The sequence below is a fragment of the Streptomyces sp. NPDC020362 genome (genome assembly GCF_040642095.1).
Lineage (GTDB): Bacteria > Actinomycetota > Actinomycetes > Streptomycetales > Streptomycetaceae > Streptomyces.
Window position 1 is genome coordinate 1 of sequence record NZ_JBFAET010000059.1, and the last position, 22,004, is coordinate 22,004.

At 72.3% G+C, this 22,004-nt stretch carries 21 protein-coding genes; 3 read left to right on the forward strand and 18 right to left on the reverse strand.

Annotated elements, in window-relative coordinates; all coding sequences use genetic code 11:
- From AB0H32_RS21985 to AB0H32_RS22020, 8 genes are all read right to left on the reverse strand, one after another.
- The coding region (locus tag AB0H32_RS21985) for a S66 peptidase family protein (RefSeq protein WP_361123117.1) at window positions 1-1,072 on the reverse strand (1,072 nt) is incomplete at its 3' end.
- A gap of 43 nt (window positions 1,073-1,115) precedes the next feature.
- A complete protein-coding gene (locus AB0H32_RS21990) occupies window positions 1,116-1,475 on the reverse strand; it encodes an MmcQ/YjbR family DNA-binding protein (RefSeq protein ID WP_361123120.1) in 360 nt (119 codons plus the stop codon).
- Window positions 1,472-2,773 carry a hemolysin family protein gene (locus tag AB0H32_RS21995; RefSeq protein WP_361123123.1) on the reverse strand — a complete coding sequence of 434 codons (1,302 nt, stop codon included), beginning with the start codon at window positions 2,771-2,773 and terminating at the stop codon, window positions 1,472-1,474. Before AB0H32_RS21995 ends, AB0H32_RS21990 begins: the two co-directional genes overlap by 4 nt.
- 16 nt (window positions 2,774-2,789) lie before the next feature.
- Entirely contained in the window at window positions 2,790-3,287 is a 498-nt protein-coding gene (ybeY, locus tag AB0H32_RS22000) for an rRNA maturation RNase YbeY (protein ID WP_361123126.1), read from the reverse strand.
- Window positions 3,288-3,302: 15 nt separating this feature from the next.
- Window positions 3,303-4,373: a PhoH family protein gene (locus AB0H32_RS22005; RefSeq protein ID WP_361123129.1), complete on the reverse strand. Its 1,071-nt coding sequence runs from the start codon at window positions 4,371-4,373 to the stop codon at window positions 3,303-3,305.
- A gap of 211 nt (window positions 4,374-4,584) precedes the next feature.
- Window positions 4,585-5,715, reverse strand: a complete 1,131-nt coding sequence (locus AB0H32_RS22010) for a PfkB family carbohydrate kinase (protein ID WP_361123218.1) — start codon at window positions 5,713-5,715, stop codon at window positions 4,585-4,587.
- A gap of 101 nt (window positions 5,716-5,816) precedes the next feature.
- A complete protein-coding gene (locus AB0H32_RS22015) occupies window positions 5,817-7,157 on the reverse strand; it encodes a glucarate dehydratase family protein (RefSeq protein ID WP_361123132.1) in 1,341 nt (446 codons plus the stop codon).
- On the reverse strand, window positions 7,154-8,050 hold the full coding sequence (locus AB0H32_RS22020) for a 5-dehydro-4-deoxyglucarate dehydratase (RefSeq protein WP_361123221.1): 897 nt from the start codon (window positions 8,048-8,050) through the stop codon (window positions 7,154-7,156). Before AB0H32_RS22020 ends, AB0H32_RS22015 begins: the two co-directional genes overlap by 4 nt.
- A 538-nt stretch (window positions 8,051-8,588) precedes the next feature.
- Between AB0H32_RS22020 and AB0H32_RS22025 the strand changes: the two genes are divergently transcribed.
- Window positions 8,589-9,878 carry an MFS transporter gene (locus AB0H32_RS22025; protein ID WP_361123134.1) on the forward strand — a complete coding sequence of 430 codons (1,290 nt, stop codon included), beginning with the start codon at window positions 8,589-8,591 and terminating at the stop codon, window positions 9,876-9,878.
- Here AB0H32_RS22025 and AB0H32_RS22030 read toward each other — a convergent pair.
- The 5 genes from AB0H32_RS22030 to AB0H32_RS22050 all read right to left on the reverse strand — a co-directional run bounded on the left by AB0H32_RS22030 (window position 9,842) and on the right by AB0H32_RS22050 (window position 16,124).
- On the reverse strand, window positions 9,842-10,870 hold the full coding sequence (locus tag AB0H32_RS22030; protein ID WP_361123137.1) for an adenosine deaminase: 1,029 nt from the start codon (window positions 10,868-10,870) through the stop codon (window positions 9,842-9,844). The genes AB0H32_RS22025 and AB0H32_RS22030 overlap by 37 nt on opposite strands.
- 35 nt (window positions 10,871-10,905) lie before the next feature.
- Window positions 10,906-11,811: a ribonuclease Z gene (locus AB0H32_RS22035; RefSeq protein WP_361123140.1), complete on the reverse strand. Its 906-nt coding sequence runs from the start codon at window positions 11,809-11,811 to the stop codon at window positions 10,906-10,908.
- A gap of 6 nt (window positions 11,812-11,817) precedes the next feature.
- Window positions 11,818-12,171, reverse strand: a complete 354-nt coding sequence (locus tag AB0H32_RS22040) for a histidine triad nucleotide-binding protein (RefSeq protein ID WP_361123143.1) — start codon at window positions 12,169-12,171, stop codon at window positions 11,818-11,820.
- 124 nt (window positions 12,172-12,295) lie between these two features.
- The gene (locus AB0H32_RS22045; protein ID WP_361123146.1) at window positions 12,296-15,514 is read right to left on the reverse strand and encodes a S41 family peptidase; all 3,219 of its coding nucleotides are present in this window, start codon (window positions 15,512-15,514) and stop codon (window positions 12,296-12,298) included.
- Between the two features lie 46 nt (window positions 15,515-15,560).
- Window positions 15,561-16,124, reverse strand: a complete 564-nt coding sequence (locus tag AB0H32_RS22050; protein WP_361123149.1) for a hypothetical protein — start codon at window positions 16,122-16,124, stop codon at window positions 15,561-15,563.
- 100 nt (window positions 16,125-16,224) lie between these two features.
- On the opposite strand from AB0H32_RS22050, the gene AB0H32_RS22055 reads away from it, so the two are divergent.
- Complete coding sequence (locus tag AB0H32_RS22055; RefSeq protein WP_361123152.1) at window positions 16,225-16,617, forward strand: hypothetical protein; 393 nt, start codon at window positions 16,225-16,227, stop codon at window positions 16,615-16,617.
- Here AB0H32_RS22055 and AB0H32_RS22060 read toward each other — a convergent pair.
- The 5 genes from AB0H32_RS22060 to hrcA form a co-directional block, all read right to left on the reverse strand.
- Entirely contained in the window at window positions 16,559-16,951 is a 393-nt protein-coding gene (locus AB0H32_RS22060; protein ID WP_361123154.1) for a VOC family protein, read from the reverse strand. The two genes, AB0H32_RS22055 and AB0H32_RS22060, sit on opposite strands and share 59 nt — an antisense overlap.
- A 17-nt stretch (window positions 16,952-16,968) precedes the next feature.
- Window positions 16,969-17,715: a 16S rRNA (uracil(1498)-N(3))-methyltransferase gene (locus AB0H32_RS22065; RefSeq protein ID WP_361123157.1), complete on the reverse strand. Its 747-nt coding sequence runs from the start codon at window positions 17,713-17,715 to the stop codon at window positions 16,969-16,971.
- On the reverse strand, window positions 17,712-18,830 hold the full coding sequence (locus AB0H32_RS22070) for a nitronate monooxygenase (protein WP_361123160.1): 1,119 nt from the start codon (window positions 18,828-18,830) through the stop codon (window positions 17,712-17,714). The genes AB0H32_RS22065 and AB0H32_RS22070 overlap by 4 nt, the downstream gene beginning before the upstream one ends.
- A 100-nt stretch (window positions 18,831-18,930) precedes the next feature.
- A complete protein-coding gene (gene dnaJ / locus AB0H32_RS22075) occupies window positions 18,931-20,067 on the reverse strand; it encodes a molecular chaperone DnaJ (protein WP_361123163.1) in 1,137 nt (378 codons plus the stop codon).
- A complete protein-coding gene (gene hrcA, locus AB0H32_RS22080; RefSeq protein WP_361123166.1) occupies window positions 20,068-21,084 on the reverse strand; it encodes a heat-inducible transcriptional repressor HrcA in 1,017 nt (338 codons plus the stop codon).
- Window positions 21,085-21,244: 160 nt separating this feature from the next.
- On the opposite strand from hrcA, the gene AB0H32_RS22085 reads away from it, so the two are divergent.
- Complete coding sequence (locus tag AB0H32_RS22085) at window positions 21,245-21,979, forward strand: MBL fold metallo-hydrolase (protein ID WP_361123169.1); 735 nt, start codon at window positions 21,245-21,247, stop codon at window positions 21,977-21,979.
- The last annotated feature ends 25 nt before the right edge of the window (window positions 21,980-22,004 follow it).

The window sequence follows — 22,004 nt, forward strand, 5'->3', positions numbered from 1 at the left end:
ACACTATCCGGCAAATTCTCCCACTACCCGCCCCTCTTCCTATCTGCTGTGTTCTGTCCTGGGTTTTCACCTTCTCGCGCCGCGGGGCCGTGTGCACCACACGGCCGCGCGCGCCGTTCACCAGGGGAAGGAAGGGCGCCACGTGGCCGCATTCGACGTCGGCGACGATCGGGACGCCGAGCGGGCCGAGGGCGTCGAGGACGGCCTCGTGCTGGGTGAGGCTGCGGCCGGCAGGGGCGTGGGTGCGGCCCACGAGGACGGCGGCCGCGCGGTCGAAGAACCCGGCCAGGCGCATGCCGTGCAGGCCGCGGCAGATGGTGAACGCGTTGTCCTCGTCGGCCTCGACGTAGACGAGCAGCGGCTCGTCACCGGCGAAGCGCGAGGTGTCGAGGTACGGCGTACCCGCGAGGTTCACGAGGGTCTCGATGCAGCCGCCGATGAGCCGGCCCTCGACGTCCACGTCACCGTCCCCGTCGAGACGGGTCCAGGTGCCCTCGGCGTCCAGGGTGAGGTCGCGGATGCCGGGCTCCTTGGTCCAGTCGTCCCAGCCGCCGGACCGGTACCGGCCGGGCGGGATCTGGGCGAACGGCTCGCCCTGCGGCGCGGCCACGACGTCCAGCCAGGACAGCAGGCCCTCGGGGGTCCGGTAGGGGGTGTCCATGAGGTTGTTGCCGTGGACGGTCGCGACACCGGTGAGCAGGGTCAGCGGGGTGATCACGGTGGCCATGTCCGAGTAGCCGACGACCCAGGTCGGCTCGGCCCGCCCGATCCGCTCGAAGTCGAGCAGCGGCAGCAGGTCGATCGCGGTCTCCCCGCCCCACGGCGGCACCACGGCCCGGATCGTGGGGTCGGTCAGCATGCCGGTCAGTTCGGCAGCGCGCTCGTCGGCCGGGGCGCTGAGGTGCGTCGAGCCGTCCATGCACCGGCCGACGACCACCTCGTACCCCCGCGACTCGATCTCCCGGATCGCGACATCGAGTCGCCCCTGGAGTTCCTTGGCCACCCCGCTGGAGGGAGAGGTCACACCGACACGGTCACCGGGGCGCAGCGGACGCGGATATCGAACAGTCATGCGCCGGATTGTTTCAGGAGGTCAGCGGGGTCCGGCAACGCAATTACGGCCGGTCCAGCCGCAGTCGCTCCGCCTTCGGCAGGCCCGCGACGACGAGGTCGTACGAGTCCTCGATCAGCTCCTCGACCATGCGGTCCGACAGGCCGCCGTCGACCGTCACGGTGTTCCAGTGCCGCTTGTTCATGTGGTAGCCGGGGACGATCAGTCCCTCGTGCTCGCCGCGCAGCCGGACCGCGTCCTCCGGGTCGCACTTGAGGTTGACCGTCAGGGGCTGCGCGTCCAGCCGCGTCAGGGCGAACAGCTTGCCCCGGACCTTGAAGACGGACGTGTCCGGGTTGAACGGGAAGTCCTCCACCGCCGCGTTGAAGGACAGGCAGAAGGCGCGCAGTTCCTGCGGGGTCACTCGGGCGTCTCCTCCTGTGCCGGGGGCGCGGGCACCGGCTCCACCAGCACCGTCACGATCTTGTTCCGGCGGCCGGCCGCGGCCTCCGCCGTGAGCTGCAACCGGCGCTCGTCCGGCAGTTCGACCTCGGCGGACGCGCCCGCGATGGGAACCCGGCCGAGCGCCTTGGCGAGCAGCCCGCCGACCGTCTCCACGTCCTCGTCGTCGTACTCCTCCAGGCCGTACAGCTCGCCGAGGTCGGTGATGTCCAGACGGGCCGTCACCCGGAAGCGGTCGTCACCGAGGTCCTCGACCGGCGGGAGCTCCCGGTCGTACTCGTCGGTGATCTCGCCGACGATCTCCTCCAGGATGTCCTCGATGGTGACGATGCCTGCGGTGCCGCCGTACTCGTCGATGACGACGGCGACGTGGTTGCGCTCCTTCTGCATCTCGCGCAGCAGATCCCCGGCGTTCTTGGTGTCGGGGACGAAGACGGCGGGGCGCATGGCCGTGGAGACCAGGTCGTTCTCCGCTTCGCGGCTGATGTGCGTCTTGCGGACCAGGTCCTTCAGATAGACGACACCGACGATGTCGTCCTCGCTCTCGCCGGTGACCGGGATGCGGGAGAACCCGGAGCGCAGGGCGAGGGTGAGGGCCTGGCGGATGGTCTTGTACCGCTCGATGACGACCAGGTCGGTGCGCGGGACCATGACCTCGCGTACGAGGGTGTCGCCGAGTTCGAAGACCGAGTGCACCATGCGGCGCTCCTCGTCCTCGATCAGCGACTCCTTCTCGGCGAGGTCGACCATCGCGCGCAGCTCCGCCTCGGAGGCGAACGGGCCGCGGCGGAAGCCCTTGCCGGGTGTGAGCGCGTTGCCGATGAGGATCAGCAGCGACGGGATGGGGCCCATGATCCGGGCCAGTGGCAGCAGCACGTACGCCGCCACGGTGGCGGTGTTCAGCGGGTGCTGGCGGCCGATGGTGCGCGGCGAGACACCGACGGCCACGTACGACACGAGGACCATGACGCCGATGGCGACCAGCAGGGCCTGCCAGGTGGCGTCGAACTCCTGCAGGCAGGCGTAGGTCACCAGGGCCGCGGCCGCCATCTCGCAGGCGACACGGACCAGCAGGGCGACGTTGAGGTAACGGGTGGGGTCGGCGGCGATCTGCGCCAGTTTGGCGCTGCCGCGCCGGCCGGACTTGACGGCCTCCTCGGCGCGGAAGCTGGAGACGCGTGCCAGGCCCGCCTCCGCACAGGCGGCGAGCCAGGCGACGACGACCAGCGCGATCGCCCCGACCACGATCTGCGGACTCATCGCGGGACCGGCCCGCCTACGAGACGGTCGGCGCCGGCGACGGGCCGGTCAGCCCCCGCTCGGCCCGCCACCCGTCGACGATGGCGGCCTGGAGCCCGAACATCTCGGCCTTCTCGTCGGGCTCCTCGTGGTCGTACCCGAGCAGGTGCAGCACGCCGTGGACGGCGAGCAGCTGGAGCTCCTCGTCCATGGAGTGCTGCGTGGGCGCTTCCGCTCCCTGCTTGGTGGCGACCTCCGGGCACAGCACGATGTCGCCGAGCAGCCCCTGCGGCGGCTCGTCGTCGTCCTTGCTGGGCGGCCGCAGCTCGTCCATCGGGAACGACATGACATCGGTCGGACCCGGCAGGTCCATCCACTGGATGTGCAACTGCTCCATGGCATCGGCGTCCACGACGATCACCGAGAGCTCGGAGAGCGGGTGGATGCGCATCCGCGCGAGCGCGTAGCGGGCGATGTCGAGGATCGCCTGCTCGTCGACCTCGGTGCCGGACTCGTTGTTGACGTCGATCGACATGGTGCTGCCGTGTCTCTACTTCCCCTTGTGCCCGGACCTGCCACGGCCGCCCTTGTGGGTGCCGTTCTCGGTGCCGTGCTCGCTGTCGTACTGCTCGTACGCGTCGACGATACGGCCCACCAGCCTGTGCCGTACGACATCCTGGGACGACAACCGGGAGAAGTGGACGTCCTCGACGCCCTCCAGGATCTCCTGCACCTGCCGCAGACCGCTCTTCGTGCCGTTCGGCAGGTCGACCTGCGTCACGTCACCGGTGATCACGATCTTCGAGTCGAAGCCGAGGCGGGTGAGGAACATCTTCATCTGCTCGGGGCTGGTGTTCTGGGCCTCGTCCAGGATGATGAAGGCGTCGTTGAGCGTACGGCCGCGCATGTACGCGAGCGGCGCGACCTCGATCGTCCCGGCCGCCATCAGCCGCGGGATCGAGTCCGGGTCGAGCATGTCGTGCAGCGCGTCGTACAGCGGGCGCAGGTAGGGGTCGATCTTCTCGTAGAGCGTGCCCGGCAGGAAGCCGAGGCGCTCGCCGGCCTCGACCGCGGGACGGGTCAGGATGATCCGGTTGACCTGCTTGGACTGCAGGGCCTGCACGGCCTTGGCCATGGCCAGGTAGGTCTTGCCGGTACCCGCGGGGCCGATGCCGAAGACGATCGTGTGCTTGTCGATGGCGTCGACGTACCGCTTCTGGTTGAGCGTCTTGGGGCGGATGGTGCGGCCGCGCGAGGACAGGATGTTCTGCGTCAGTACCTGGGCCGGGGTCTCCGGGCCGTCGCTCGTCCCGTTCTCGCTCGCCTTGAGCATGGCGATCGAGCGTTCCACTGCGTCCTCCGTCATCGGCTGCCCGGTGCGGAGCACCAGCATCATCTCGTCGAACACGCGCGAAATGAGGGCGACGTCGTTGGGGTCGCCGACCGCGCTGATCTCATTGCCCCGGACATGGATGTCGGCTGCCGGGAAGGCCTTCTCTATCACGCGCAGAAGGGAGTCGCCGGAACCCAGTACGGTCACCATGGGGTGCTGGGCGGGGACGGTCAACTGCGCTCTCGCCTGCTCCTGCGCGGGGGTGTGAGCTGTGGGTGTCTGAGTCATGGGCCGGCGCTGTAGGCCTGCGGTTCCTCCTCGTCACGGCCGCACGGCTGAGGGCGGCCTCGCGATTCCAGAGTACGACGGTGCGCTCACAAGACCGTAGGCCTTTTCGGAGAGCCACTTCCCGGCCTTTTCCGAGGGGCGGTTCCCGGCCGGGAGGTTCGGCTGGGCGGGTGGGCAATCGGGGGTCCATGGGGCGGAGCCCCCCGGTACCTCACCCGGACCGACGGAACCCGATGGTCGGCACGGCCCGCCGAAGCGGCCACGGCCGGTCCAGCTCCTCCGGAACGAGCCGGTCCAAGAACGCGTACCGCCCAAGCGCCGCAGGCGCCTGCTCCTGCCCCGGAAGGGACTGCACCCTCCGCCACCACGCCCCGATCTCCGACCACCCCGGCGCCGACAGCGACCCACCGAACTCCTGCACGGACAGCGCCGCCGTGAGCCCGGCAAAGGCGAGCCGGTCGGCCAGCGGCCAGCCGGCCAGCGTGCCGGTCACGAACCCGGCCACGAAGACGTCCCCCGCTCCGGTCGGATCCAGCGCCTCCACCGCGATCGCGGGCACCTCCGCGGTCTCCCCGGTCCGCCGGTCCACCGCGTACGCGCCCTCCGGCCCGAGGGTCACGACGGCCACCGGCACGTGCTCGGTCAGCGCACGCGCCGCCGCCCGCGGGCAGGCCGCGCCCGTGTACCGCATCGCCTCCTCGGCGTTGGGCAGGAACGCCTCGCAGTGTTCGAGATCGGCGAGCCCCGTGAGATCCCACGCACCGGTGTCGTCCCAGCCGACGTCCGCGAAGATCCGGGTGCCCTCGCGGGCGGCCTGGGCGATCCAGGGGGCGCGCCGGCCCGGCGTGAGGGAGGCGACGGCGGCACGTGCGGGGGGCGGGTAGTCAGGCGCAGGCTCCTCCGGGGGCGGCTCGTGGCCGTGGGACACCATGGTCCGCTCGCCCTCGTAGGCCATGGAGACGGTCACCGGCGAGTGCCAGCCGGGCACCGTGCGCGAGGGCGTGAGGTCGATGCCCTCGCCCTGTTCGAGCGCGTCCCAGCAGTACTCGCCGTAGTGGTCGTCGCCGAAGGCCGCGGCGAGCGACGTCCTCAGGCCGAGGCGGGCGAGCGCGGTGGCCATGTTGGCGACCCCGCCGGGGCTGGAGCCCATCCCCCGGGCCCAGGACTCGGTGCCGCGCACGGGCGCCGAGTCCAGGCCGGTGAAGATGATGTCGAGGAAGACCGTGCCCGTGAGGTAGACGTCCCAGGGCGGATCGCCCGGTGTGCGCAGGGCGGCGAGCGGGTCGATCTGGGCCCGGCAGCGCGCTGCCTGCGTGAGGTGCTCGGGTTCCTCTCCGGCGATCGTGCGGGACGGGGTCACGGTGCGCTCCCTGGGGTGGTGCGGGTCTGGCCAGTGTGCACCACATCGCCCTCCGCGCACGGCCCCTCGCACGGGGAGCGGTGCTACCAGCGGGGCATCACCGGTGTCCGCCACCCCGGTTCGCCCACCCGCATCGCCGCCGCGTCGTCCCGCTCGCGCATACTGCCGTCGTCCTCGGCCCATCGCCGGTGCAGCCGGGCCAGTTCGTCCCGGTCGAGTTCGACGCCGAGGCCGGGTGCGTCGGAGACGGCGACGCGGCCGCCGGTGAAGGTGAGCCGCTCGGTGAGGACGTCCTCCGGCTGCCAGGGGTAGTGGGAGTCGCAGGCGTGTCGCAGGTTCGGCACGGTGGACGCCACCTGGGTCATCGCGGCGAGGCTGATGCCGAGGTGGGTGTTGGAGTGCATGGACACCTCGACGCCGAAGGCGGCGCAGATCGCGGCGAGGTGCTGGGTGTTGCGCAGCCCGCCCCAGTAGTGGTGGTCGGAGAGGACCACTTGAACGGCGTCCTTGGTGAACGCCTCCTCGATCTCCCCGAACGTCGTCACGCACATGTTGGTGGCGAGCGGGATGCCCGCCCGGTGCCCGCCGCCGCCCCTGCCCGGGGTGCTTCGCGCCGCCCCTCTCAGGGCCGCGGCCACCTCGGCCATCGCGGGCGTGCCCAGCGTGGGGTCCTCCAGGTACTCCAGGACGTCGCCGAGTTGCTCTGCCACCTTCAGCGAGGTCTCGACGGACCAGGCCCCGTTGGGGTCGAGCCGCAGCGGGTGCCCGGGGAAGGCCTCGGCGAGGGCGCGTACGGCCGCGATCTCCTCGTCGGGCGGGAAGACGCCGCCCTTGAGCTTGAAGGAGGTGAACCCGTACCGCTCCTTGAACTTCCGCGCCTGGGCGACGACCGAGGCCGAGTCGAGGGCGGCGCCCCAGTCGTCCGGCTCGGCCGCGACGCCCTCGGGGTGGCCGGCCCACTTGTAGAAGAGGTAGGCGCTGTACTCGACCTCGTCGCGCACCTTGCCGCCGAGCAGCGCGTGCACCGGCAGCCCGAGCGCCCTGCCCTGGGCGTCCAGGCAGGCCACCTCGAAGGCGGACAGCACGGACAGCCGCAGTTTGTCGGCGCTCTGCACCCCGCGCAGTCCCCCGGCGTCCAGGGCGCCCCGGACCCGGCTGTCGTCCACGGCGAGGTCCAGGGAGAACAGGCTGTTCACATCCATGACCGAGCGCCCGGTGACTTGCCCGGCGAGCGCGTGGGCCGGTTCCAGGTATTTGGTGTCGCCGTAGGTCTCGCCGAGGCCGGTGATCCCGTCGGCCGTCACGACCTCCACGATCAGCCGGGGGGTGTACGGCTGGTGCACGCCCTGGGTGTTGAGCAGCGGCTGGTCGGCGACCAGGATCGGCGTCAGACGCACCTCGGCGATGGTCAGGTCACGAGTCACAGGGAGGCTCCCACGAGGTCGAGTCCGGTGGCGAGGAGGGCCTTGAGGCCGGCGAGATCGGCGGGCGAGGGGTCGGCGAGCGGGGCGCGGACCGGGCCGACGCGCTGCCCGCGCAGCCGGGCCGCCGCCTTCACCAGCGAGACCGCGTATCCGGGTGCGCGGTCTCGGAGTTCGACGAAGGGGACGTAGAAGGCACGCAGCAGTTTCTCGGTCGTGCTGTGGTCGCCGCTCCGCAGGGCGGCGAAGAAGGCGTCGGCGATCTCCGGGGCGAAGGCGTGCACCGCGGAGGAGTAGGCGGGGACGCCGACGGTGGCGTAGGCGCGGGCCTGGATCTCGGCGGTGGCGGCGCCGTTGAAGAAGAGGAAGTCCTCGGGGGCGGCGAGGGTGAGGCGCTGGAGCCGGTCGAGGTCGCCGTGACCGTCCTTGAGGCCGATGACGTTCGGGATGCGCGCGATGCGCCGTACCGCGGCCACGCCGTAGGCGACCTGGCCGCGCTGGTAGGCGACGAGCGGCAGCCGGGTGCGGGCGGCGAGCTGCTCCAGCTGGGCGGCGAGGCCGTCCTGCGGGGCGGCGACCAGGTAGTGCGGCAGCACGAGGAGGGCGTCGGCCCCGGCCTCCTCGGCGATCCGCGCGAACCGGGCGGCCTGCGCCCAGCCGTATCCCGTGCCGGCCACCACGGGCACCTGCCCGGCCGTCTCCTCGACCGCGATGGCGACGACCTGCCGGTACTCGTCCTCGTCCAGCGAGAAGAACTCACCGGTGCCGCAGGCCGGGAAGACGGCGCCGGGCCCGGCGGCGAGCCGGTCGGCGACATGGGCACGGAAGCCCCCGGGGTCGAGGGAGCCGTCGTCGTGGAAGGCGGTCAGCGGGAAGGACAGCACGCCGTGCGCCATGCCCTTCCGCAGTCGCCGCGCCACACCCTCAGGACTCTGATCGCCGGCCACCAGACCATCTCCCCTTATGAATGTCGTCCATGTATGAGAACAGAGGTTAGATACACGAACACCGAGCCGTCAATGGGGCCCCGCGGGCGGGAGGGCGAAGGGAAACAAAAAAGAGCCCCACCCCGCACACAGCGGGATGGGGCTTTATCAGAGCGCCGGGCAGGCCTTGCACCTGCATTTCCCCGCAGGAAGCGGGGCGTCTTTCCTTGGACCACCAACGCACGGTCAGCCACCGGGAGTTCCGGCGACCGCGACGTGATCAACCATAGCGCATCCGGCCGGGTCCAGGCCAACCGCCCGACGAGCGCTCCCTTCTACCCCCGGCTTGTCGATCACAAACACAACAGTGACCCGGATCACTCATGTCGGCCTTCTTCTCGAACCGCGTGCTTGATACAACTTGCTCGCGCGTTCCTGTCCGTCGACGGTCGTCGCTCCCTCTCCCCTCTCCGAGCCGCCGCTCCTTTCGCATGCCCCGGGAACGCCCGTGTCCGCCCCCTGCTCCCGTCCCTGGCCCCTCGTCGCCCTTTTCACGGCCGGGTATCTCGCCCCGTACCTGCTGCCGACCACCGTCGGCCGGCTCGACACCGGGCTTCCGCTCACCACCGCCCAGGCCGGTGCCATCGGCAGTGCGCTGCTGCTGAGTTCGGCCGCGGCGGGCTTCCTGCTGGCCATGGGGGTCCCCCCGCTCGAGCGGGGGAGGGTCGAGCGGATCGGCGTCCGCGCCCTCGCCCGGATCGGGCTCGCGCTCGCCGTCCTCGGCTACGGCACTGCCGCCCTCACCGGGGTCGTCCCGCTGGTCGTCGCGGGCACGCTCGCCGGCGGCTTCGGTTCGGGGACGGTCACCGCGGTCGCCGCCGGCGGCATCGCCGCCCTGGGGGCGCCCCCGGCTCCGGCGAAGGCGAGAGCCCGGGGGAACGACCCGCAGCGGGTCACCACGCTCGGCCTGCTCGGCGTATCCGCCCTCGCGGGCGCCCTCTACCTGACGATCCCCCGCCTCGGCCCCGGTCACGGCCAGCCGCTGGCCGCGCTCGCCCTGACCGCACTCGCGGTGTGGCCGCTCACCGGCAGCCTGCCGGGCCGTACGGCACCGGCCCGCACCCACGCCGGGCCCGGCAGGCTCCCCCACCTGCGGTCCGGCCTGCTGCTGGCCGCCGCCATGCCCTGCTGGTCCCTGGCCCAGAACTCCCTGTGGGGCGTCAGCGGCCGCATCGGACTCGGCCAGGCGAACCTCACCGAGGTCACCGTCGGAGCGGTGTTCGCGGTCGCGCTCGGGGCCGGCCTGGTCGGGGTCGTGGGCGCGGGGGCGCTCGGTCCGCGGCTGGGCCGGGCGGTGCCGATCGGCGCGGGTACGGCGCTCATCGCGGGCTGTGTCGCGCTCAGCGCGTCGGCCACGGACCTGCCGTCCTTCGCCGGGGGCGAGATCGCCTGGAACCTGCTCTATCCGGTCGTGCTGTCGTACGTCATCGGCCTCGCCGCCTCCCTCGACCCGCGCGGCCGCTGGGCGGTGTTCGTCGGCTCGGCGTCCTCGCTGGGCACGGCGGCGGGCCCGCTGACCGGGAGCCTGCTGGCCGCGCAGGCCGGCTTCCCGGTCATGGGCGAGGTCCTGGCGGCGGGCCTGCTGGTGATGGCCGTTCCGATGACGGTGGTGGCGCTGCGGGCGGGCCGGCAGCCGCTGTCCGTCGTGGAGATCCACGTGGACTCCCCCGCCGTGCCCGCCCGGGACACCTACGGCACCGCCTACCCGAACTCGTACGCGTCCACCTCGGCGAGGTAACGGGCCCGCCGCTCCTCGTCGTCCTCCAGGAAGGAGGCGCGGAAGGAGTTGCGGGCCAGCTCGCGCATCTGCTCCCTGTCCAGCCCGAGGGCGTCGCGGACGGCGTGGTAGTTGTCGCCGACGTACCCGCCGAAGTAGGCCGGGTCGTCGGAGTTGACCGTGCACAGCAGACCCGCGTCGAGCATGGCGGGAAGGGGATGGTCCGCAAGGACGTCCACCGCCCGCAGCCGGACGTTGGACAGCGGGCACAGGGTCAGCGGGACGCGGTCCCGGACCAGCCGCTCGACCAGCGCCGGGTCCTCCATGCAGCGCAGGCCGTGGTCGATCCGCTCGACGCCGAGGACGTCCAGCGCCTCGGTGATGTACGCGGGCGGACCCTCCTCACCGGCGTGCGCCACCCGCCGCAGCCCGAGCGCGGCGGCGGCCTCGTACACCTCCCGGAACTTCACCGGAGGGTGTCCGACCTCGGCCGAGTCGAGGCCGATGCCGGTGATCCGGTCCAGGTACGGCCGGGCCGCCTCCAGCGTGCGAAGCGCCGAGTCGGCGGACTCGTCGCGCAGGAAGCACATGATGAGCCTCGTGGAGACGCCGTGGTTCTCCTCTCCCCCACGCTCGGCTTCGCTCGGGCGGGGGGACCCCCATCGGCCGAGCGCCCGCCACAGCCCCTCCACGACCGTGCCCATGCTCACGCCCCGGGCCAGGTGGGCCTGCGGGTCGAAGAAGATCTCCGCGTGCCGCACGCCCTGCGCGGCGGCGCGGGCGAGGTAGGCGTCGGCCAGATCCTCGAAGTCCTGCTCGGTGCGCAGGACGGCCATCAGCTCGTAGTACAGGTTCAGGAAGGACTGCAGGTCCTCGAACTGGTACGCCTTGCGCAGCTCGTCGGTGTCGGCGTACGGCAGCTCGACGCCGTTGCGGGCGGCCAGCTCGAACGCCAGCTCGGGCTCCAGGGTGCCTTCGATGTGGAGGTGCAGTTCTGCTTTCGGGAGAGGCATCAAAGCATCGTACGATCCCCCTCCCACCTGCGCTTTCAACGACGCTTGGGGACCGGCACCCGTTGCAGGTCGTGCGCCACGGTCAGCTCGCCCTGGAACCCGGCGGCGCGTGCCTGCCGCTCGAACTCGTCCGGGTCCGAGTAGCGCTGGCTGAAGTGGGTGAGGACGAGGTGCCGCACCCCGGCCTCCCGTGCCACGGCCGCCGCCTGCCCGGCCGTCAGATGGCCGTGGTCCGCGGCGAGCGGGGCGTCCTCGTCGAGGAAGGTGGACTCGATCACCAGCAGGTCGCAGCCTTCGGCGAGCGCGTGCACCCCCTCGCACAGCCGGGTGTCCATGACGAACGCGAACCGCTGCCCGCGCCGCACCTCGCTGACCTCGTCCAGCGTCACGTCCCCGAGCCGCCCCTCGCGCTGGATCCGGCCGACGTCCGGCCCCTTGATCCCGTGCGCGGCGAGCCGGTCGGGCAGTATGCGGCGCCCGTCGGGTTCGATCACGCGGTAGCCGTAGGACTCGACGGGGTGGGAGAGCTTGCGGGCTTCCAGGGTGTACGACGGGGTCTGCGCGAGGATGCCGTCCGCGGCGACCGGTGCCTCGGTGAGGCGGACCGTCTCCCGGTAGGCGGTCGCGTACCGCAGCCGGTCGAAGAAACGCTGACCGGAGCGCGGGTAGTGCGCGGTGACCTCGTGCGGCACCTGGTCGAGGTTGATCCGCTGAATGACTCCGGCGAGGCCGAGCGAGTGGTCGCCGTGGAAGTGCGTGACGCAGATCCGGTTCAGGTCGTGGGCGGCAACCCCGGCGCGCAGCATCTGCCGCTGTGTGCCCTCGCCGGGGTCGAACAGGATGCCCTCGCCGTCCCAGCGCAGCAGATAGCCGTTGTGGTTGCGGTGCCGGGTCGGGACCTGGCTGGCGGTGCCGAGGACCACCAATTCACGGACGGACATGGCGATTTATCCCGGGGGCCATTCCATGCCACGGCCGCCGAGGAGGTGCGCGTGGGCGTGCCAGACGGTCTGGCCGGCGCCGCTGCCGGTGTTGAAGACGATGCGGTAGCTCTCCAGCTCTTCCTCGTCGGCCACGGCCTGGGTCTCGGCGAGCACGTCGGCGGCCAGCTGGGGGGCACCGACGGCAAGGGCGGCGGCGTTTTCGTAGTGAGCCTTGGGAATCACCAGAATGTGGGTAGGGGCCTGGGGGTTTATGTCCCGGAAGGCGACGGTGGTCTCGGTCTCGCGTACGACGGTCGCCGGGATCTGGCCCGCGACGATCTTGCAGAACAGGCAGTCGTCCTGCGGTTCGCCTGGCATCGCCTGTGCGCTCCTTCTTTCGCCGGTGATCACTCAGGAGGCATCGTAGTCGCTCGGGTGCGGGCAGTCGGTGGCTGCTCGCGCCCACGCGGCGGAGCCGCACATCGACACGGCCCCGCGCCCCTCAAGTCGGCAGGACCGGCGGTGTTTTCGCCGGTACCGACTCCAGCGCTTCGAGCGCGAGCCGGACGGCCTCGTCCAGTTGGGCGTCCCGGCCCTGCGCCCAGTCCTGCGGGCGCTGGACGACCTCCACGTCCGGGTCCACCCCGTGGTTCTCCACGTCCCAGCCGTAACCCTCCAGCCAGATCGCGTACTTCGGCTGGGTGATGAGCGTGCCGTCGACCAGGTGGTAGCGGCTGTCGATGCCGATCACCCCGCCCCAGGTGCGGGTGCCGACGACCGGGCCGATGCCGAGGGCCTTGATCGCCGCGTTGACGATGTCGCCGTCGGAGCCGGAGAACTCGTTGGCGACGGCGACGACCGGGCCCCGCGGTGCGTCCAGCGGATAGCTGGTGGCCCGCATGCCACGCGGGACGTCCCAGCCGATGATGCGGCGGGCGAGCTTTTCCACGACGAGCTGGGAGGTGTGCCCGCCGCGGTTCTCCCGGACGTCGACCACGAGCCCCTCCCGGGTCACCTCGACGCGCAGGTCGCGGTGGATCTGCGCCCAGCCGGGCGCCTGCATGTCCGGGACGTGGAGGTAGCCGAGCCGGCCGCCGGAGGCCTGGTGGACGTGGGCGCGCCGGTCGGCGACCCAGGCGTGGTAGCGCAGCGGCCCCTCGTCGGCGAGCGGGACGACGACCGTGTGCCGCGGCTCGCCCCCGTCGGCCGGTGCGACGGTCAGCTCGACGGGCTGTCCGGCCGTGCCCACGAGCAGCGGTCCGGGGCCTCGCACCGGGTCGACCGGGTGGCCGGCCACGGCGACGACCGCGTCCCCGGGGCGTACGGCGACGCCGGGCGCGGCGAGCGGGGAGCGGGCGTCCGGGTCGGAGGTCTCCGCCGGGAGGATGCGGTCGATGCGCCAGCTGCCGTCCTCGTGGCGGGAGATGTCGGCGCCGAGCAGGCCCTGACGCGGGGCGCCGCCCGCGCCGCCGGACGGGCTGACGTAGGCGTGCGAGGTGCCGAGTTCGCCGTGCACCTCCCACAGCAGGTCGACGAGGTCGCTGTGGGTGGCGAGGCGGTCCAGCAGCGGGCGGTAGCGGTCGAGGACGCCGTCCCAGTCGACGCCGTGGAGGTCGGGCCGCCAGAAGTGGTCGCGCATGAGGCGGCCGGCCTCGTCGTACATCTGCCGCCACTCGGCGGCCGGTTCGACGGTCTGCCGGACGCGGGCGAGGTCGACGGTGACGCTGCTGTCGCCGTCGTCGTCGGATCCGGTGCGGCGGTCGCTGGGCACGACCCGGAGCCGGCCGTCGCTCCACAGCAGGACCCGTTTGCCGTCGCCGCTGACCTCGAAGTGGTCGGCGTCGGCGGCGAGGTGCTCCAGGCGGCGCTGGGCCAGGTCGTAGCGCTCCAGCTCGGAGTGCGGGCCGGGGTCCTCCGGCTGGGCGCGGGAGGCGCCGAGGACGCCGTGCACGGGGTGCCGCAGCCAGAGCACGCCGTCCTTGGCGGCGCGCAGGCCGGAATAGCGGCCGGCCTCGACGGGGAAGGGCACGATCCGGTCGGCGAGGCCGTCCAGGTCGATGCGGGTGACGGGAGTGCCCTCGCTGTCGGGGGTCTCGTCCTTGTCGGGGGCCTCGAAGGGGCGGCCGTGCCGCTGCGGGCCGAAGGGCGAGGGGGTGGTGGCGGCCAGGGTGATCAGGTGCGGGCGGGCGCCGACCACGAACGCGAGATCGAAGACATGTTCGTCGTAGACCGGGTCGAAGGCGCGGTTGGAGAGGAAGGCGAGGTGTTTGCCGTCCAGGGTGAAGGCGGGCGCGTAGTCCTGGAAGCGCAGCGGGGTCGCCTCGGTGACCGACAGGTCGGTGGTGTGGGCGAGCCGCAGCTGGGACAGCGGGCGGGGGCCGGGGTGGGTCCAGGCGAGCCAGCCGGAGTCGGGCGAGAAGGCGAGGCCGGAGACCTCGCCGTCGTCGCTGCGGTCCACTTCGCGCACCTCGCCGGTCTCCCGCTCGACCAGCAGCAGCCGTCCGTCGTGCGCGGCGACGGCGACCCGGCTGCCGTCGGGCGCGACGGCCAGCTCCAGGACCCGGCCGAGCCGGCCGGCGGCGAGCCGCCGGGCGGTCGTCCCCGGGGCGAGCCCGGTCGCGGGGGCGAACTCCAGGGCGTCGTCGCCCTCGGCGTCCGTCACCCACACCACCCACTCCTCGCCCTCGGCCCGGAAGGTGCGCGGCCGGCGGGCCCGGACGCCGGGGGTGGCGGCGAGGGCGCGGGCGGGCCCGGAGCGATGGGTGACCCAGTGGACGCCGCCGCGCACGCAGACGGCGCTCCCGCGCGCGGTGTGGTCGGGCGCCGCGGCCCCGAACCACCGCGCCGCGTTCACCGGGTACGGCCGCAGGTCCAGCCGTGGCCCGCCCAGCCGCACCTCGAGCCGGCGCGGCTCGCCGCCCTCCAGGTCGTCCAGCAGCCACAGTTCACCGGCCGAGCTGTAGACGACCCGGGTGCCGTCGCCGGCCGCGTGCCGGGCGTAGAAGCCGTCGATCGGGGTGTGCCGGCGCAGGTCGGAGCCGTCGGCGAGCGAGGAGTACAGCGCGCCCGTGCCCTCGTGGTCGCAGAGGAAGGCGAGGCGGTCCCCCGCCCACACCGGGCACTCGATGTTCCCGTCCAGCTCCGCGTGCAGCCGCTCGAACGCGCCGTCACCGGCGCGGTCGATCCACAGCTTGCCCGCGGTACCGCCCCGGTAGCGCTTCCAGTACGCGGCCTCCCGGCCCATCGGAGCGGACAGCAGGACGGTGGCGGGCCCGAACGCCACGTCGCCGACGGGACCGTAGGGCAGGACGGCCGCCGGGCCGCCGTCGAGCGGGACGGCGTGCGCCCACGTCCGGTCGGTGCTGGGCCGGCCCTGCGCGCTGAGCGCGAGCACCTGTCCGTCCGGGGTCCAGCCGCGCACCTCGGTACGCCGGTTGCCCCAGTGGGTCAGCCGCTCGGCGGGGCCGCCCGCCACCGGGGCGAGATGCACCTCGGGCGCGCCGTCGCGGGTGGAGGTCCAGGCGAGGGCGGTGCCGTCGGGTGAGATCCGGGGCAGTGTCACCGGCATGTTGTCGGCACTGACCCGCCAGGCCCGGCCGCCGTCGAGCGGTGCCAGCCATACGTCGTCCTCGGCGACGAAGGTCACCAAGTCGCCCTGCAGATGAGGGAATCGGAGATAGGCGGAAGATGCCGCGGAACCCGTCGAAGCGCCCTGAGTCACCCCGTCACCTTACGCAGCGGCGGCCCTGCCGCGCTCCCGGTTCTGATCACTTGCCCTGCACGGGCCAGCAGGTGGGGTCGCCCTTGCACCAGATGGTCCGGGTGACGGTGACGGTGGGGCCGGGCTGCTGATGGGTGGGGTGGTAGGGGGTCGGCGGCTTGTACGTCACGTGGGGCGCGGCGTCGCAGTTGCCGAGCCCGCTGACGTGGAACACCTGCCTGCCCCCGACCTTGGCCGTCAGATCCCCGCGCACACAGGCCCCGTCGACGGCCCGGGTCACCCTGCCGGTGACGGTGATCCTGCGCTTGTCCGTGGTCTGCCCCTGGCAGTCGACGGAGACGACGGTCTTCGTCGCCGACGGGGCGCCGGTCTTTCCGGAGCCGCCGTCGGTGCTCCCGGTGCAGGTGAGCCAACTCACGTTCACATCATGGTGTTTGAGTTCGGCGGTCGCGGTCCGGTCGGTGGTGTACGCCACCGTGGCCGAGTTGAGTCCGCCCGGATCGCAGGCCACCACGGCGCCCAGGGCCACCACCGCGAGCCCTGCCCCGGCCGCCACCCGAGTCCCGCGCGCCCGCCGTGTCCGCTGCCCACTGCGCTTCAAAGGCCCCATGCACGGCAGCGTCCCACCGGCGCCGGACCGGGCGGTAGACCGGAAACGGCCACGTGACTTGAACCTGCGCTCCGCCCCTGCCGGCCCGTACGCTGGTTCGATGAGCAGTGAACGCAGGCTCCGGCGGCTGGTCGTGGACGAGGGGCACGAGTGGCGGTGGACCGTCCGGCACCGGCACGCCCACGACGTGCCCTGCCAGGAGGTGCTGACGCTGTCCCGGGACGGGGTGGTGGTGCGGGTGGTCTTCCGGGGCGGCCCCGGGCGCGTGGTCGCCGACGGGGGCTACGCCCACTCCGGGCTCGTGGTCGACGAGCAGGGGCGCTGGGTCAATCTGCACGAACCCGGTGTCGTACGGGCCTTCGTGGACGAGGTGCTGGGGCGCGGGTGTGCGGCCGGTGACGTGGACGGCTGGGAGCTGTTGCCGGCCGTCGTCGTCAGGCGCGCAGCAGCAGCCACTCCTGAAGTTCCACCAGATTGCCCTCCGGGTCCTTGAGGTGGGCCACGCGCATGCGGTCGGTCATGGGGGCCGGGCCGTGCAGGAGGGTGGCGCCGCGGTCCGTGATCTGTGCGCAGTAGGCGTCGAGGTCGTCGACGCGCAGGACGACCAGGGAGCGGTGGCCGCAGGCCGTCTCGCCCAGTTCGCCCAGGACTTCGGCCATCATGGCGCGGTCCTGCAGCGCGATCCCGGCGGAGCCGGTGTGCGGGCTGAACTTCTCGTAGGGTCCCTCGGTCGCCCCGGACTGCGGCTTGAGTCCGAGGACTTCGGCGTAGAAGTGGTAGCAGGCGGTGAAGTCGGTGACGAGCAGCCGGACTTGGGCGAGTTCCACGGTGATTCCCCCTGGTGTCAGGACCAGCGGCCGGTGCGGCCCAGCAGCAGGGCCGCGGCGGCGGTGCCGGCGGTGGATGTGCGCAACACGGTGGGACCGAGCACGTAGGCCCGCGCGCCCGCCTCCTCGAAGAGCGTCAGCTCGTCCCGTGAGACACCGCCTTCGGGCCCGACGACCAGCACGATCTCGCCCTCGGTGGGGAGTTCGGCGGTGGCGAGCGGGGTGCTGCCGTGCTCGAAGTCGGAGTGGAGGACGGCGGCGAAGTCGGCTTTGGCGAGAAGTGCGGCAACCTGCTTGGTGGTCGCTGCGTCCGCGACCTCGGGGAAGCGGACGCGGCGGGACTGCTTGCCAGCCTCGCGGGCGGTGGCCCGCCACTTGCCGAGGGCCTTCAGCCCGCGGTCGCCCTTCCACTGGGTGATGCAGCGGGCCGCCTGCCAGGGCACGACGGCGTCGACGCCGACCTCGGTCATGGTCTCGACGGCGACTTCGCCCCGGTCGCCCTTGGGCAGGGCCTGGACGACGGTGATGCGCGGGGCGGGCTCCGGCTCCTCGGTCACGGAGGTCATGTGGACGATCAGCCGGTCCTTGCCCTCGGTGCCGATCACCTCGCACACCGCGTAACGCCCGGCGCCGTCGGTGAGGACGACCTCCTCGCCGGGCTGCAGCCGCTTCACGGAGACGGCGTGCCGTCCCTCGGGTCCGTCCAGGACGTAGCGGTGGCTGTCCGGGTCGAAGTGCTCGACGACGAAGACCGGGGCCGTCATCGCGCATCACCCCCGGCCGACAACGCTGTCCGCGCGTCGGCGAGTTCGCCCGCCAGGACCTCCACCAGCTGACCGGCCGGAAGCTCCCGGGCCATCCGGTGCCCCTGTCCCGCCCACAGTGCCATGCCCTGCGCGTCCCCGGCCTTGGCGGCGGCCTTGCGCAGCGGCGAGGTCAGGTGGTGGACCTCGGGGTAGGCCGCGGGGGCGTACCGGCCGTGTTCGCGCAGGAAGCGGTTGACCAGGCCGCGGGCCGGGCGGCCGGAGAAGGCGCGGGTCAGCTCGGTGCGCACGAACAGGGCGTCGGTGAGCGCCTGTTTGTGCACGGCGGCGGCGCCGGACTCGGGGGTGGCGAGGAACGCCGTGCCCAGCTGGGCCGCGCTCGCGCCCGCGGCGAGCACGGCGGCGATCTGGCTGCCGCGCATGATGCCGCCGGTGGCGACGATCGGGATGCCCACGGCCTCCCGGACCTGTGCGATCAGCGAGAGCAGGCCTATGCCGGAGCCGTCGTTCTCCGGGACGTCCCGGTGGGTGCCCTGGTGACCGCCGGCCTCCACGCCCTGCACGATCACCCCGTCCGCCCCCGCCTGCTCGACCGCGCGGGCCTCCTCGGCGGTGGTGGCGGTGACCAGGGTGAGGGTTCCGGCGCGGCGCAGGGAGTCGACGACCTCGCGGCTGGGGACGCCGAAGTGGAAGGAGACCACCGGCACCGGGTTGTCCAGCAGCACGGCGAGCTTGGCGTCGTAGCCGTCGTCCCGGCCGCTGTCGGGGTCGCCCAGCTCGGTCTCGTACCAGGCTGCCTCGCCCGCCAGCTGATGGGCGTAGACCTCGACGGCACCGGAAGGGGGCGCGGCATTGGCCGCTCCGGTGGAGCCGGTGCTTGCACCGGGGTACTCGGGCTGGGGCATGAACACGTTGACGCCGAAGGGCCGGCCCGTGAGGCCCCGCAGCTGCTTGATCTCCTGGTACATGCCGTCGGCCGTCTTGTATCCGGCGGCGAGGAACCCGAGACCGCCCGCCTCGGAGACGGCGGCGACGAGCTGCGGGACGGAGACACCGCCCGCCATGGGGGCCTGCACGATCGGGTGGGGGAAGAGATCGGTCAGCGCGGAGGACATGACGGCATGTTGTCACGTCCTCCGAACAAGTCCGAATCGGGGCTTCCCGCGGCATAGGCCATCGGCATACGGGGTGCCGAAGCACCCCGCAGACGACGACTCAGCGCCCGTTGAACGCGTCCTTCAGCCGCGAGAACAGGCCCTGCTGACCCGGCTGGAACTGCCCCTGCGGGCGCTCCTCGCCGCGCAGCTTCGCCAGCTCGCGCAGCAGTCGCTCCTGCTCGGGATCCAGCTTGGTCGGCGTCATGACCTCGACGTGCACGATCAGGTCACCCCGGCCGCCGCCCCGCAGATGCGTGACACCGCGGTTGTGCAGCGGGATCGACTGCCCGGACTGCGTACCGGGCCGGATGTCGACCTCCTCCATCCCGTCCAGCGTCTCCAGCGGCACCTTGGTGCCGAGGGCCGCCGCGGTCATCGGGATGGTGACCGTGCAGTGCAGATCGTCGCCGCGCCGCTGGAAGGTCTGGTGCGGCAGCTCGTGGATCTCGACGTAGAGGTCACCGGCCGGACCGCCGCCGGGCCCGACCTCGCCCTCGCCGGCGAGCTGGATCCGGGTGCCGTTGTCGACACCGGCCGGGATCTTCACGGTGAGGGTGCGACGCGAGCGTACGCGGCCGTCGCCCGCGCACTCCGGGCACGGCGTGGGCACGACCGTGCCGAAGCCCTGGCACTGGGGGCAGGGCCGGGAGGTCATGACCTGGCCCAGGAAGGACCGGGTGACCTGCGAGACCTCACCGCGGCCGCGGCACATGTCACACGTCTGGGCGGAGGTGCCCGGAGCCGCGCCTTCACCGTTGCAGGTGTTGCAGACGACGGCCGTGTCGACCTGGATGTCCTTGGTCGTCCCGAAGGCCGCCTCGTCCAGCTCGACCTCGATGCGGATCATCGCGTCCTGGCCGCGGCGGGTGCGCGAGCGCGGGCCGCGCTGCGACGCCGTGCCGAAGAACGCGTCCATGATGTCGGAGAAGTTGCCGAAGCCACCGGCCCCGAAGCCGCCCGCACCGGCGCCGCCGGACTGCGAGAGCGGGTCGCCGCCGAGGTCGTAGACCTGCTTCTTCTGCGGGTCCGACAGCACCTCGTAGGCGGCGTTGATCTCCTTGAACCGCTCCTGGGTCTTCGGATCGGGGTTGACGTCCGGATGCAGCTCGCGTGCGAGCCTGCGGAACGCCTTCTTGATCTCATCCTGCGACGCGTCGCGGCGCACGCCGAGAACGGCGTAGTAGTCCGTGGCCACTTACGACTCCGCCAGGATCTGTCCGACGTACCGTGCCACTGCGCGTACCGCTCCCATCGTTCCCGGGTAGTCCATGCGGGTCGGTCCGACCACGCCGAGCTTGGCAACCGCCTCGCCGCCCGAACCGTAACCGACCGACACGACGGAGGTGGAGTTGAGTCCTTCATGGGCGATCTCGTGCCCGATGCGCACGGTCATGCCCGGATCCTTGGCCTCGCCGAGGAGCTTGAGGAGCACGACCTGCTCCTCAAGGGCCTCCAGGACGGGCCGGATCGTGAGAGGGAAGTCATGTCCGAAGCGGGTGAGATTGGCGGTTCCGCCGATCATCAACCGCTCCTCGTTCTCCTCGACCAGTGTCTCCAGAAGGGTGGAGAGCACCGTGGAGACCGTACCGCGGTCCTCGGCGTCGAAGGCGTCGGGCAGGTCCTCGACCAGCTTCGGCACATCGGTGAACCGGCGGCCCGCGACCCGGCTGTTCAGCCGTGCCCGCAGATCGGCCAGGGACGCCTCGCCGAACGGCGCCGGGCAGTCGACCATCCGCTGCTCGACCCGGCCGGTGTCCGTGATCAGCACGAGCATCACACGCGCGGGCGCGAGCGAGAGCAGCTCCACGTGCCGCACGGTGGACCGGGTCAGGGACGGGTACTGCACGACGGCGACCTGCCGGGTCAGCTGCGCGAGCAGCCGCACGGTCCGCGCCACCACGTCGTCGAGGTCGACGGCGCCGTCCAGGAAGTTCTGGATGGCCCGCCGCTCGGGCGCCGACATCGGCTTGACGCCCGCGAGCTTGTCCACGAAGAGCCGGTAGCCCTTGTCGGTGGGGATGCGCCCGGCACTGGTGTGCGGCTGGGCGATGAACCCCTCGTCCTCCAGGGCGGCCATGTCATTGCGCACGGTCGCCGGGGAGACACCGAGGTTGTGCCGCTCGGTGAGCGCCTTCGACCCCACCGGCTCCTCGGTGCCCACGTAGTCCTGGACGATGGCGCGCAGAACCTGAAGCCTGCGTTCACTCAGCATCCGCGCGCACCTCCAGCACGTCGTCTCTCGGCTCTTCGGTCGTCTGCCTGGCACTCTGCGTGTGCGAGTGCCAGACTTCCCCGGCCCAGTGTACGGCCGTGGGGTACTGACTGGGCAAGGTCGGTGCCGCCTTACCTGGTTGAACGGCTAGCGTCGCGGTATGACGGTGACTTGGGAAGAGGTCGGGTGGGAGCGGCTGGCCGCCGGGGTCGGGCGGTGCCGGCTCCCCGGCTGGGACTGCACCGCGGGCCTGGTCCTCGGAGAGGGTACGGCGCTGGTGGTGGACGCCGGATCGAGCCTGGCCGAGGGCGCGCGGGTACGGGAGCGCGCGCAGCGGCTCGCGGGCCGCGGTGTGACCCATCTCGCGCTCACCCACCCCCACTTCGACCATGTCTTCGGCGCGGCCGCCTTCGCCGGCGCGCAGGTGTACGGGGCGGTGGGTATCGACACGGTGTTCGCGTACGAGCGCGACGAGCTGCGCCGGGACGCGATCGCGAACGGCCTGCCGGCGGCGGACGCGGACGAGGCGGTGGATTCCCTCGCCGCGCCCCGCCACCTGGTCTCCGGCGAGTGGACGCTGGACCTCGGCGGCGGCCGCCAGGCGCTGCTGGCCAATGTGGGCCCCGGCCACACGGCCCACGATCTCGCGGTACTCGTCCCCGGCTCGGTCTCCGGCGGGCCGGAGATCGTCTTCTGCGGCGACCTGGTGGAGGAGTCCGGCGAACCCCAGGCGGGCCCGGACGCCGTACCGTCGCGCTGGCCCGACGCCCTGGACCGGCTGCTCGCCCTCGGCGGCGAGGACGCGCTGTACGTGCCCGGTCACGGAGCGGTGGTGGACGCGGAGTTCGTACGACGGCAACGCGACGAGCTGACGGCGCGTTTCGGCGTGTCGTGAGTGCGCACCCGCCGCTTCTCCTATC

Bases quoted from the DNA above. Each gene is read 5' to 3' on its own strand.
- AB0H32_RS21995 (WP_361123123.1), bottom strand. From the start codon at position 2,773: ATGAGTCCGCAGATCGTGGTCGGGGCGATCGCGCTGGTCGTCGTCGCC.
- ybeY (WP_361123126.1), bottom strand. From the start codon at position 3,287: ATGTCGATCGACGTCAACAACGAGTCCGGCACCGAGGTCGACGAGCAG.
- AB0H32_RS22005 (WP_361123129.1), bottom strand. From the start codon at position 4,373: ATGACTCAGACACCCACAGCTCACACCCCCGCGCAGGAGCAGGCGAGA.
- AB0H32_RS22020 (WP_361123221.1), bottom strand. From the start codon at position 8,050: ATGGCGCACGGCGTGCTGTCCTTCCCGCTGACCGCCTTCCACGACGAC.
- AB0H32_RS22030 (WP_361123137.1), bottom strand. From the start codon at position 10,870: ATGCCTCTCCCGAAAGCAGAACTGCACCTCCACATCGAAGGCACCCTG.
- AB0H32_RS22035 (WP_361123140.1), bottom strand. From the start codon at position 11,811: ATGTCCGTCCGTGAATTGGTGGTCCTCGGCACCGCCAGCCAGGTCCCG.
- AB0H32_RS22040 (WP_361123143.1), bottom strand. From the start codon at position 12,171: ATGCCAGGCGAACCGCAGGACGACTGCCTGTTCTGCAAGATCGTCGCG.
- AB0H32_RS22050 (WP_361123149.1), bottom strand. From the start codon at position 16,124: ATGGGGCCTTTGAAGCGCAGTGGGCAGCGGACACGGCGGGCGCGCGGG.
- AB0H32_RS22055 (WP_361123152.1), top strand. From the start codon at position 16,225: ATGAGCAGTGAACGCAGGCTCCGGCGGCTGGTCGTGGACGAGGGGCAC.
- AB0H32_RS22065 (WP_361123157.1), bottom strand. From the start codon at position 17,715: ATGACGGCCCCGGTCTTCGTCGTCGAGCACTTCGACCCGGACAGCCAC.
- AB0H32_RS22070 (WP_361123160.1), bottom strand. From the start codon at position 18,830: ATGTCCTCCGCGCTGACCGATCTCTTCCCCCACCCGATCGTGCAGGCC.
- hrcA (WP_361123166.1), bottom strand. From the start codon at position 21,084: ATGCTGAGTGAACGCAGGCTTCAGGTTCTGCGCGCCATCGTCCAGGAC.
- AB0H32_RS22085 (WP_361123169.1), top strand. From the start codon at position 21,245: ATGACGGTGACTTGGGAAGAGGTCGGGTGGGAGCGGCTGGCCGCCGGG.